The 11059-nt window shown below is 72.3% G+C and carries 12 protein-coding genes and 1 pseudogene; all 13 read left to right on the forward strand.

The annotated features are described in order from the left end of the window. Positions 1-901, forward strand: a 901-nt coding sequence (tilS, locus tag DQW06_RS03040) for a tRNA lysidine(34) synthetase TilS (protein ID WP_117197921.1), incomplete at its 5' end; no start/stop codon positions are given. Positions 902-1038: 137 nt separating this feature from the next. Continuing rightward, positions 1039-1593, forward strand: coding sequence for a hypoxanthine phosphoribosyltransferase (gene hpt / locus DQW06_RS03045; protein ID WP_197724863.1), 555 nt, complete (start codon positions 1039-1041; stop codon positions 1591-1593). Between the two features lie 298 nt (positions 1594-1891). Then, on the forward strand, positions 1892-3949 hold the full coding sequence (gene ftsH / locus DQW06_RS03050) for an ATP-dependent zinc metalloprotease FtsH (RefSeq protein ID WP_013155959.1): 2058 nt from the start codon (positions 1892-1894) through the stop codon (positions 3947-3949). Continuing rightward, the gene (gene folE / locus DQW06_RS03055; RefSeq protein WP_013155960.1) at positions 3946-4545 is read left to right on the forward strand and encodes a GTP cyclohydrolase I FolE; all 600 of its coding nucleotides are present in this window, start codon (positions 3946-3948) and stop codon (positions 4543-4545) included. Before ftsH ends, folE begins: the two co-directional genes overlap by 4 nt. 181 nt (positions 4546-4726) lie before the next feature. Next, positions 4727-5575 (forward strand): dihydropteroate synthase, encoded by an 849-nt coding sequence (gene folP, locus DQW06_RS03060; RefSeq protein ID WP_041553488.1) that lies wholly within the window; start codon positions 4727-4729, stop codon positions 5573-5575. Then, positions 5572-6021 (forward strand): nuclear transport factor 2 family protein, encoded by a 450-nt coding sequence (locus DQW06_RS03065; RefSeq protein ID WP_013155962.1) that lies wholly within the window; start codon positions 5572-5574, stop codon positions 6019-6021. The genes folP and DQW06_RS03065 overlap by 4 nt, the downstream gene beginning before the upstream one ends. Beyond that, positions 6021-6377 (forward strand): annotated as a pseudogene (gene folB / locus DQW06_RS29380) (dihydroneopterin aldolase); the annotation flags it as partial. The gene DQW06_RS03065 and the pseudogene folB, both read left to right, overlap by 1 nt. 84 nt (positions 6378-6461) lie before the next feature. Next, on the forward strand, positions 6462-6953 hold the full coding sequence (gene folK, locus DQW06_RS29385) for a 2-amino-4-hydroxy-6-hydroxymethyldihydropteridine diphosphokinase (RefSeq protein ID WP_269473045.1): 492 nt from the start codon (positions 6462-6464) through the stop codon (positions 6951-6953). After that, the gene (locus DQW06_RS03075; protein ID WP_071621156.1) at positions 6953-7435 is read left to right on the forward strand and encodes a DUF3180 domain-containing protein; all 483 of its coding nucleotides are present in this window, start codon (positions 6953-6955) and stop codon (positions 7433-7435) included. The genes folK and DQW06_RS03075 overlap by 1 nt, the downstream gene beginning before the upstream one ends. Before the next feature lie 171 nt (positions 7436-7606). After that, positions 7607-8053, forward strand: a complete 447-nt coding sequence (locus tag DQW06_RS03080; protein WP_013155965.1) for a PH domain-containing protein — start codon at positions 7607-7609, stop codon at positions 8051-8053. A 162-nt stretch (positions 8054-8215) separates the two neighbouring features. Then, positions 8216-9835 (forward strand): PH domain-containing protein, encoded by a 1620-nt coding sequence (locus tag DQW06_RS03090; RefSeq protein WP_117197922.1) that lies wholly within the window; start codon positions 8216-8218, stop codon positions 9833-9835. A 245-nt stretch (positions 9836-10080) separates the two neighbouring features. Beyond that, the gene (locus DQW06_RS03095; RefSeq protein WP_071621163.1) at positions 10081-10320 is read left to right on the forward strand and encodes a chaplin family protein; all 240 of its coding nucleotides are present in this window, start codon (positions 10081-10083) and stop codon (positions 10318-10320) included. A gap of 434 nt (positions 10321-10754) precedes the next feature. Beyond that, positions 10755-10997, forward strand: coding sequence for a hypothetical protein (locus DQW06_RS03100; RefSeq protein ID WP_013155968.1), 243 nt, complete (start codon positions 10755-10757; stop codon positions 10995-10997). The last annotated feature ends 62 nt before the right edge of the window (positions 10998-11059 follow it).

An 11059-nucleotide genomic window follows, 5' to 3' on the forward strand; every position in this document is an offset into this window, starting at 1 on the left:
CGCCGACTCCCTGGCGCTGGCGGGCGCGGTGGCCTTCGAGGCCCCCCGCGTCGGCCGGACCGCGGGGGCGGTCACCGTCGACCACGGGCTCCAGGAGGGCTCGGACCGGCGCGCCGAGGACGTGGCCAAGGTCCTGGCCGGGCTCGGGCTCGACCCCGTCCTGGTCCGGACCGTGCGGGTGACCGGACCGGGCGGGCCCGAGGCGTCGGCCCGGCGCGCCCGCTACGAGGCACTGGACGGCGCGGTCGCCGAGCGCGCCCCCGCCGTGGTGCTGCTCGGCCACACGCTCGACGACCAGGCCGAGACGGTTCTGCTCGGCCTGGCCCGCGGCTCCGGGGCCCGTTCGCTGGCGGGCATGGCGCCGCGCGTCGGCCACCGCCTGCGCCCCCTGCTGGACCTGGACCGGGCCACCGTGCGCGAGGCATGCGCCCGGATGGGTCTGGACGCGTGGGAGGACCCGCACAACCTCGACCCCCGCTTCGCCCGGTCGCGGGTGCGCCACGAGGCGCTGCCCGCCCTGGAGCGCGCGCTGGGCCCGGGGATCGCCGCCGCGCTCGCCCGCACCGCGGGCATGCTGCGCGCGGACGCCGACACCCTGGACCTGCTCTCCGACGGACTGTTCGAGGAGGCGTCCGGCCCGGGCGAGGGGGACGGGCGGGACGCGCGCCCGGTCGGGCCCGTGCTGGCGGTGGCACCGCTGGAGCGGGCCCCCGAGTCCCTGCGCACCCGGGTGCTGCGCCGCGCCGCGCTCGCCGCGGGCTGTCCGGCCAGCGCGCTGACCGCCCGGCACGTGCGCGAACTGGACCGGCTGGTCACCGAGTGGCGTGGTCAGGCCCACATCAACCTGCCCGGGGGCGTCCGGGGCCGCCGTGTCGCGGGCCGTGTCCGTTTCGAGCGCTGAGGCCCGGCCGCGCCCGGCGTGTCCGCCCCCGGGACGCGCCGCCGCGGGGGAGGGCGGGCCGGTCCGGCTCCGCCGCCGCGTTCGGCACGTTTATCCTGGTTGCCGCAAACGGGGAACCCAGCAGCGAGGACATCAGCGTGGACGCCAAAGACATGGGTCGGGACCTGGAGAAGGTCCTGGTCACCGAGGAAGAGATCAAGGCCCGCCTGGAGGAGGTCGGCGCGCGCATCGACGCCGACTACGCGGGCAAGGACCTGCTCATCGTCGGTGTGCTCAAGGGCGCGGTGATGGTGATGGCCGACCTCGCCCGGGTACTGCACACCCCGGTCTCCATGGACTGGATGGCGGTCTCCTCCTACGGGGCCGGGACCACCTCCTCCGGGGTGGTCCGCATCCTCAAGGACCTGGAGACCGACATCAAGGACCGCGACGTCCTCATCGTCGAGGACGTCATCGACTCCGGTCTGACCCTGTCGTGGCTGATCGGCAACCTGAAGTCGCGCGGGCCCCGCTCGGTGGAGGTCTGCACGATGATCCGCAAGCCGCTGGCCTTCGACGTGGACCTGCACGTGGAGTACGTCGGCTTCGACCTGCCCAACGAGTTCATCGTCGGCTACGGCCTCGACTACGCCGAGAAGTACCGCAACCTGCCCTTCATCGGCACCCTCGCCCCGCACGTCTACGAGAGCTAGGAGGGCGGGCCCGACCCGCCGCGGAGGCGCCGTCCGGACTCCGTACGGGCTCGCACCGACCCGTACGGAGGCTGTGGGGAGCGCCACGGGAACAACGCGGTGGGGTGTCGTCGTTGCTTTCATGACGGTTCCCGCCCGGTCGTCCGTGCGGGCGTGCCCGCCCTCGGGGGCGAGGTGTACCGTCGAATATCCCGGCGACGTTCCGGGGAACCACGTGTCCGATAGGTCCTGCTTCGGAAACTCCTCTGGGGCGGGGCGGCCTGGTCAGGAGGGACGGACCCGACAGGGTTCCGCTCACATGAATCTGAAGCGTTTTTTCCGCGGTCCGTGGATCTGGATCCTGGCCGTCGGCCTCATGCTCATCATCGGCTTCCGCGTGTTCGACGTCGGTGGCGGTCCCCAACCCACGGAGACCGACATCTCGACCGTCCACCAGCTCATCGAGCGGGACGAGGTGGACAACGCCGAGATCGTCGACCGCGACCAGCGCATCGTGCTGACCACCGTGGACGACGAGATCTACGAGGCGTACTGGGTCGAGGGGCAGGGCCTCCAGCTCGCGGAGATGCTCCAGACCTCCCTGGACAGCGAGGGCTCCAACCTGGAGTCCTACGAGGTGTCGGTCGCCACCACACCGGTGTGGACCACCGCGCTGTTCAGCCTGCTGCCGCTGGTCATCATCATCGTCATCTTCTGGTTCATCTTCAGCCAGATGCAGGGCGGCGGCTCGCGCGTGATGAACTTCGGCAAGTCCAAGGCCAAGCTCATCACCAAGGACACGCCCAAGAACACCTTCGCCGACGTCGCCGGGGCCGACGAGGCCATCGAGGAGCTCCACGAGATCAAGGAGTTCCTCCAGAACCCGGCCAAGTTCCAGGCGATGGGCGCCAAGATCCCCAAGGGCGTGCTCCTGATGGGCCCGCCCGGAACCGGTAAGACCCTCCTGGCCCGCGCCGTCGCCGGCGAGGCCGGGGTCCCGTTCTACTCCATCTCCGGCTCGGACTTCGTCGAGATGTTCGTCGGTGTGGGCGCCTCCCGCGTGCGCGACCTGTTCGAGCAGGCCAAGGCCAACGCCCCCGCGATCATCTTCATCGACGAGATCGACGCCGTCGGCCGCCACCGCGGCGCCGGCATGGGCGGCGGGCACGACGAGCGCGAGCAGACCCTCAACCAGATGCTGGTCGAGATGGACGGCTTCGACGTCAAGGGCGGCGTCATCCTCATCGCCGCCACCAACCGGCCCGACATCCTCGACCCGGCGCTGCTGCGCCCCGGCCGCTTCGACCGGCAGGTCGTCGTGGACCGCCCGGACATGGACGGCCGCCGCGACATCCTCAAGGTCCACGCCAAGGGCAAGCCCATGGCGGACGACGTCGACTTCAACGTCATCGCCCGCCAGACCGCCGGGATGACCGGCGCCGACCTGGCCAACGTCATCAACGAGGGCGCCCTCCTGTCCGCGCGCGCCGACCGGAACGTCATCACCCACGCCGTCCTGGAGGAGGCGATCGAACGGGTCATGGCCGGTCCCGAGCGCAAGACCCGGGTGATGTCCGACCGGGAGAAGAAGGTCATCGCCTACCACGAGGGCGGCCACGCCCTGGTGGGCCACGCGCTGCCCAACTCCGACCCGGTGCACAAGATCACCATCCTGCCGCGCGGCCGGGCCCTGGGCTACACGATGTCGGTGCCGACGGAGGACAAGTTCCTCACGTCGCGTTCGCAGATGATGGACCAGCTCGCGATGATGCTCGGCGGTCGCGCCGCGGAGGAGCTCGTCTTCCACGAGCCCACCACCGGCGCGGGCAACGACATCGACAAGGCCACCAGCCTGGCCCGCAACATGGTGACCGAGTACGGCATGAGCGAGCGCCTGGGCGCCCGCAAGTTCGGCTCCGGCAACACCGAACCCTTCCTGGGCCGGGAGATGTCGCACGCCCGCGAGTACTCCGAGGAGATCGCCTCCATCATCGACGAGGAGGTGCGCCGCCTCATCGAGTCCGCGCACGACGAGGCCTACGAGGTCCTCGTCGAGTACCGGGACGTCCTGGACGACCTGGTCGTGGCGCTGCTGGAGAAGGAGACCCTGTCCAAGGCCCAGGTGCTGGAGATCTTCGCGCCGGTGGTCAAGCGACCCTCCCGCGGCTCCTACACGGGGTACGGCAAGCGCCAGCCCTCGGAGCGGCCCCCGGTGCGCTCCAAGAAGGAGCTGGCCGTGCTCAACGGCGCCGAGGTCCCGGGCGCCGACGCGGTGCAGGGCTCCACTGACGTCCAGGACCCCCAGGCGGTCCGGGGCTCCTCGACCAACGGACAGCTCCCGGGGCCGTCCGACAGAGGCGAGGAGGAGAGCTCGTGAGCCCGACCGAGGACCTGCCGCCCAGGTCCGTGGACCGTCCGCGCATCGAGCGCGCCGTCCGCGAGATCCTGCTCGCCATCGGCGAGGACCCGGACCGCGACGGCCTGGTCAAGACGCCCGAACGGGTGGCCAGGGCCTACGAGGAGCAGTTCGCGGGGCTGGGGCAAAAGCCCGGGGACGTGCTCACCACCGTGTTCGAGGCCGACCACGAGGAGATGGTCCTGGTCAAGGACATCGAGCTCTACTCCACCTGCGAGCACCACCTGGTGCCGTTCTACGGGGTGGCGCACGTGGGCTACATCCCCGGCGCGGACGGCCGCATCACCGGTCTGAGCAAGCTCGCCCGCCTGGTGGACGTGTACGCGCGCCGGCCGCAGGTGCAGGAGCGGCTCACCGGCCAGGTGTCGGACGCGATCATGGAGTTCCTCCAGCCCCGCGGCGTGATCGTCGTGGTCGAGGCCGAGCACCTGTGCATGACCATGCGCGGGGTACGCAAGCCCGGGGCCAAGACCGTCACCTCGGCCGTGCGGGGGATCTTCCGCAGCAGCGACCGGACCCGCTCCGAGGCGATGAGCCTGATCCTGAGCCAGCGCTAGCCAGGGGCCCTTCCCGTGAACCCTCCCCCGCGACTCGGTCGCGGGGGAGGGTTTCGCGCCTCCGCGGACGGGCACAAGCCCCGGGCGCGCGCCTCCGGTTTTCCGGCGTACGCGTAGGGTGATCCTTATGGGGCCGAAACACACACTTCCGGGCCTGCCCGATCGCGGGCGGTGCCTGGTCATGGGGGTCGTGAACGTCACCCCCGACTCCTTCTCCGACGGCGGCGCGTGGTTCGATCCCGACAGGGCGATCGAACACGGGATGCGCCTGGCCGAGGAGGGCGCGGACCTGGTCGACGTGGGCGGTGAGTCCACCCGTCCCGGCGCGCAGCGCGTCTCCGCCGCCGAGGAGCTGCGCAGGGTCGAACCGGTCGTGCGGGAGCTCTCCGCGCGGGGCGTCGCCGTCAGCGTCGACACCATGCGCGCCGAGATCGCCGAGAAGGCCGTGGAGGCCGGGGCCGTGCTGGTCAACGACGTCAGCGGCGGGCTCGCAGACCCGGCCATGGCCCGACTCGTGGCTTCTTCCGGCGTTGCCTACGTGTTGATGCACTGGCGTGGGCATAGTCATGACATGCAGAGCCGTGCCGTGTACACGGATGTCGTCCAGGAGGTCCTCGATGAGCTCCGCGACCGTATGGAGGCCATGATCAGTGCAGGTGTCGACCCCGGACAGATCGTTCTGGACCCCGGGTTGGGATTCTCCAAGCGCCCCGAGCAGGCGCACAACTGGGCGCTGCTGCACGAGCTGGAGCGCTTCCACGAGCTGGGGCGCCCCGTGCTGGTGGCCGGATCGCGCAAGCGCTTCCTGAGCCGCCTGCTCGGCGACGCCAAGGGCGAGGACCGCCCCTTCACCGAGTGCGACGCCGCCACCGCGGCCGTCACCACCCTGTCCGCGGACCGGGGGGCGTGGGCCGTGCGGGTGCACGACGTCCGTCCCAGCGCCGACGCCGTCCGCGTGGCGGCGGCCTGGTCCGACGGCGGCGCCCGTCTGGACGAGGGACGCGCCGAGCCGGTGGAGGGCCGCCTGTGAAGTCGCGGCAGGAGGTCATGGAGAGCGTGGCCGAGGCCAACGCGCAGTTCTACAGCGCCATCGAGAACGGCGACATCGACCTGATGCGCAGCGTCTGGGCGGAGGAGCACGAGGCGCCCGACCTGGTGTGCGTCAACCCCGGCTGGCCGCTGCTGCGCGGGCGCACCGAGATCATGCGCGCCTGGTCGCTGATCATGGCCAACGTCACCTACATCCAGTACGTGCTCACCGAGACCCACATCGGGGTCGGCGGCGACATCGCCATGGTCACGTGCGAGGAGAACGTGCTGACCGCCGAGGAGGACAGTCCCGGCTTCGTCGCGGGCGGCCAGGTGGTGACCACCAACCTGTTCGTGGACACCGACCAGGGGTGGCGGCTGTGGTCGCACCACGCCTCGCCCGTGCTCATGGAGGACGACGAGGACGAGGGAGAGGTCGAGGCCTGATGCCCGATCGCGTCGCGCTCCGCGGACTGCGGGCCCGCGGCCACCACGGCGTGTTCGAGTTCGAGCGTCGGGAGGGCCAGGACTTCGTGGTCGACGCGGTGCTGTACCTGGACACCGCCCCGGCGGCGGCCTCCGACGACGTGGGCGACACCGTCCACTACGGCCTGCTCGCCGACCGCCTGGTCGCGATCGTGACCGGGGAGCCGGTCAACCTGATCGAGACCCTCGCCGAGCGGCTGGCCCGGGAGTGCCTGGCCGAACCGCTGGTCGAGCGGGCGGAGGTGACGGTGCACAAGCCGTCGGCGCCCATCGAGCACGAGTTCGCCGACGTGGCCGTCACCGTGGTCCGGGAGCGGACACGGCGCGAACCCGGCGACCTCGGGGACGCCCGGGACCCGGCGGGCGCGCAGGACCCCGCCAGGCGGCGCGCCGTACTCTCCCTGGGCTCCAACCTCGGGGACCGGATGGCCGCCCTCCAGGGGGCCGTGGACACGCTGCTGGACGGCGCGGACGCGCCGGTCCCGGTGGCGGTGTCCCCCGTCTACGAGACCGCGCCGGTGGGGGGCCCCGAACAGGGCGCCTTCCTCAACGCGGTCCTGGTCGTGGACACCGACGGTCCGCCCCGCGCCCTGCTGGAGCGCGCCCGAGCGGCCGAGCGGGCCTTCGACCGCGTCCGCGGGGTCCGGTGGGGGCCGCGCACGCTGGACGTGGACGTCATCGCGTTCGGGGACGTGCGCGACGACGACCCGGAGCTGACCCTGCCGCACCCGCGCGCCCACGAACGGGGGTTCGTGCTCCGTCCCTGGCTGGACGCCGACCCCGGGGCGCGCCTGCCCGGGAGGGGTCCGGTCGCCGACCTGCTGGAGGCCTGCGGTGAGCAGGGACTGCGCCGGCGCGACGACCTGCGGCTGCGTCTGCCGGGGCGGGACTGATGCCCCGGGACGAGGAGGGGCGGATGCGCCCCACCGGATGGCGGGTCCCGTCCCTGCTGGCGGTCGTCGGCGCCCTCACCGGGGTGCTGGTCACCAACTCCCTGCCGGGGCTGCCGCTGCTGCCGTGGTCGGCGATCCCGACCCTGCTGCTGCTCGCGGTCGCCGAGGGCTACACGGCGGGGCGGACCCGCAGGCGCATCCTCCGGAAGCCGGGGACCGAGCCGATGCAGCCGCTCAGCGCGGCCCGCCTGGTCGCCCTGGCCAAGGCCAGCGCGCTGTTCGCGTCCCTGGCGCTGGGCTTCTTCGCGGGGATGGCGCTGTCGGTGTCGGACACGCTGGTGCTGCCCGTGCACCGGGAGGTGTTCCTCACCGCGCTGGGCACGGCCCTGTCGTCGGGGTTGCTGCTGGCCGCCGCCCTGTACCTGGAGCACGCCTGCAGGGTCCCCGAGGACGACGATCCGCAGGACGGCGCCCGGTTCTGACGCCCCGGGGTCTTTCGCCCGGATTCGCCTGCGCGCCGCGTCGGTCTGCCGGTGCTTGCCCCCGGATGGTTGACTGGCTCCGTGGAGACCAGTGACACGACACCGCCGCCCGGGCCCTCCAGGCCACTCGACGCGGCGTTCGCACCGCCCGGGGAAGCCTCCTGGAGCCGTGTGTCGCCCGCCCTGGCCTGGTACCGCCGGATCGTGGTGGGCACGCTGTGCCTGCTCGCCGGGGGCGGGGGCGCCGTGCTGCTGCTCGTGCGGGCCTCCTGGCCCTGGGCCGCCGCCTGGGCGGTTCTGGCCGCGGCGGTCCTGGCCGCGGGCTGGGTCCTGGCCGGGCTCTTCCGCCGGTCGTGGGGCTACGCGGAGGCCGATGAGGAGCTCTACCTCACCTACGGGGTGTTCGTGAGGCAGTTGGTGGTCATCCCCTACGGCCGGATGCAGGTCGTGGACGTCACCGCCGACCTCCTCGAACAGGCCCTGGGCATCGCCACCGTGCAGGTGCGCACCGCCGCCAGCACCGCGGACACCCGGGTGGTCGGGCTGCCGCTGGCCGAGGCCGTCCGGATGCGCGACCGGCTCGCGGCGCGCAGTGAGAGCTTCTCGACGGGGTTGTAAGTGCACGGACCAGCTCAGCCGCCGCAGGGTCCCCCGGGCCCGCACGTCCGACCGGGGACCGCCGGGCCTCAGTGGTACCAGGGTCCTCCGGGACCGCCCTTCGGGCCGCCCGGGCCGTCGCAGCCGCCCGGTCCGCCGTTCGGTCCGCCGCAGCCGCCCGCCATGCTGCCCCCGTTCGGGTGGCGGCCCCAGCCGTCCCGGCCCCCGCGGCCGGAGGACGACGTCACCACGGGCGTGTTCCGTGCGCACTGGATGAGCGTCCCGCTCCAGGTCGTCGCGGTGACCCTGGTGTTCGTGGCGCTGGTCGGCCCCATCCTCAACACCTTCGGCTTCGCCTGGGTCGTGATGATGGCCGTGGCCGTCGTCTTCGGCACGCTCGCCTACGCCCTGCCCGCGTGGTGGTACGCCACCTTCGGGCTGCGCGAGGACCACCTGGTCGTCCACAGCGGCCTGGTCAGGCGCAGCTCGCGCGAGGTGCCGCTCAGCCGCCTCCAGGCGGTGGACGTGGTCCGGCCCCTGTTCCTCCAGGTGTTCGGCATGGCCGAGCTGCGCATCGAGCTGGCGGGCGGCGACGGGAGCGACATCCGGCTGCGCTGCCTGCCCCGCGTCCTGGCCGAGCGCCTGCGCGTGGCGGTCCTCGCACACGCCGCCGGACTCCCCGGGCGCTCGCCCGAGGCGCCGGAGTGGCCGTTCTACCGGCTGCCCTTCCTGCTGCTGCTCGGCGCGCTGACCTTCCGTGTGCCGGTCCTGCTGTCCTTCATCGCGCTGCTCATGCTCGCCACCGCGGGCGCGGTCTTCGCGGAAGCGGGCGTGGTGGGCGCGCTCCTCCCGCTCACCCTGGGGCTGCTGCGCTACTTCTGGGGGCCCCTGGCCCGCTACACCGACTACTACGCCTCCCTCTCCTCCGACGGTCTGCGCCTGCGCTACGGCATGTTCCAGCGGCGCATGCAGACGGTCCCGCCGGGGCGCGTGCAGGCCGTGCGCGTGGTCGAGCCCCTGCTCTGGCGGGCCCTGGGCGTGGCCCGGGTCGAGGCCAACGTGGCCGGTTACGCGGGCGCGCGCCAGGCCGACTCGTCCACCCTGCTGCCCGTGGCGCCGCGCCGCACGGCCTTCGCCCTGGTCAACGAGCTGTTCCCGGAGAGCGAGGCGGCCCATGTGCCGCTCGTGCCCAACGACAGGCCGGTGCCGAACCTGATGGGCGTGGACGAGCACCTCTTCGTCAGCACGCGCGGCCTGTTCTGCCTGGTGACCGAGATCGTCCCGGTGGAACGCGTCCAGACGGCGCGCCTGGTGGCCGGGCCGCTGGCCCGCCTGACGGGACGTGTCGCGGTGGACGTGGACACGCCCCCGGGGCCGGTCCGCGCCAGGGCCCACGGGCGCCGGGCCCGGGAGGCGCGCCGCTTCCTGGACGCGCTGACCGAGTACGGGCGCCGGGCCCGGGTGCCCGCGGCGGGCACGGAGCGCTGGGCGACCCGAGCCACCCTCACCCGCCGGACCGGGGCCGCGGGGCGGCCCCTCTTCGAGGAGGCCGGGCCCGGAGAACCCGCGTCCGCCGGGGCGGCGTCGGCGCACATCGAGGACGCGCAGGACCCGACGCGCGTCGAGGCCCCGGCTGCGGACGCGCCGCCGCCGGGCGGCCGTCCGCGTTTCCTGGCGCCGGGGGCCGAAGGTCCCGAATCCGAGGATTGGGGACCAGGGGTCGCGGAAGCCGGGAAAGACGGCACCGCCGACACCTCCGCCGAGGACGGTACGGAGGGGACCCGGGACACCCCCGAACGCTGATGTGGTGTGCGTCACATTAAGGGGTTCTCGGGCTCCCTTTTGTGACTCACATGTCGGACATGGATGCGCACGGAAGGTGATAATTCCAGCTCGCGGTCGCGAAATGCTTTCGCGTTATGGCCACGCGGAGCGAGGGAGTATGGCTAAATGGTGACCGAACACGAGGAGTGTTCATTGTCATACGCATAGTCAATGGTATCGACCGGTTGGCGCCCCCCGCCAACCGGTCCGACGGGAGAAACCACATGCTGAAGAAGGCTTTCGCCGCCAGTGCCATCGTCGCCGCCGCCGCGGGCGTCCTGCTCACGGGCGCTCCGGCCATGGCCAACAGCAACGTCTCGACCTCCGGCAACGGAAGCGTCCTGGGGGGCAACCAGCTCGTGGCCGACCTGGACGTGCCGATCAACGTCTGCGGCAACGCCATCGCGGTCCTCGGTGTGGCCGGCGCCAACTGCGTCGACTCCGGCGCCGTCGTGAAGAACTAGTAGCGGCTCAGGGCGGCCCGACCCGGCTCCGCCGGGCGGCGGGCTCCCGGCCGAGGCGCCATCCCGTGACGACGGGGTGGCGCCTTCGTCGTGTCCGGGTTCCGCACCCGATCCTCCCGGATCCGACCCGCGAACCCCGTCCGCGACCCGCCCCTTCCGCTCGACCGCAATCGCAATTGTCGTCCGACTGGAAACCGTCCGGCCGGTGACGCTGCGCGCACACGCCTCCCGCCGATGTCTGGGTCTTTGTCCCGAACACACCCGAGAGGCGCGCGCACGCAGTGTGAACATAAGGATGCTTCTCGTTATAAGGCCAGTTCAAAGCGGGGAAACAAGGTCTTCCCGGGGGTAATTTCTTGAGCGGCTCCCCAGGGGGCCGCCACACAACCAGCCGTCCGGCGGTCCCCCCGACCGGACACAGAAGGAGACGCGCAGTGCTCAAGAAGACGCTCGCCACCAGCGCCGTGATCCTCGCCTCGGCCGGGGTCCTCCTCACCGCGGCACCGGCGGCCGCGAACGTCGGCACCTGGACCTCCAACCACGATTCCGAATTCAGCGGCAACCTCTCCTACATCAACGGCCTGACGAACGGGAACGTGGGTTGCGGCAACTCCAACGCCGCCTTCGGCCAGTCCCTGGGCTCGTGCTTCAACACCGGGGTGATCATCCAGGACTGATCCTGTCGGCCCCGCGGAGGGGGTCGGCGTGCCGGGTGGTGGGGGCGGACGCGGTGTCCGCC

The sequence above is a fragment of the Nocardiopsis sp. TNDT3 genome, from assembly GCF_003427465.1.
GTDB lineage: Bacteria > Actinomycetota > Actinomycetes > Streptosporangiales > Streptosporangiaceae > Nocardiopsis > Nocardiopsis dassonvillei.

What these genes read in the sequence shown, in the direction of transcription:
- ftsH (WP_013155959.1), top strand. Translation starts at nt 1,892, where the DNA reads ATGAATCTGAAGCGTTTTTTCCGCGGTCCGTGGATCTGGATCCTGGCC.
- folP (WP_041553488.1), top strand. Translation starts at nt 4,727, where the DNA reads ATGGGGGTCGTGAACGTCACCCCCGACTCCTTCTCCGACGGCGGCGCG.
- DQW06_RS03075 (WP_071621156.1), top strand. Translation starts at nt 6,953, where the DNA reads ATGCCCCGGGACGAGGAGGGGCGGATGCGCCCCACCGGATGGCGGGTC.
- DQW06_RS03090 (WP_117197922.1), top strand. Translation starts at nt 8,216, where the DNA reads ATGCTGCCCCCGTTCGGGTGGCGGCCCCAGCCGTCCCGGCCCCCGCGG.
- DQW06_RS03095 (WP_071621163.1), top strand. Translation starts at nt 10,081, where the DNA reads ATGCTGAAGAAGGCTTTCGCCGCCAGTGCCATCGTCGCCGCCGCCGCG.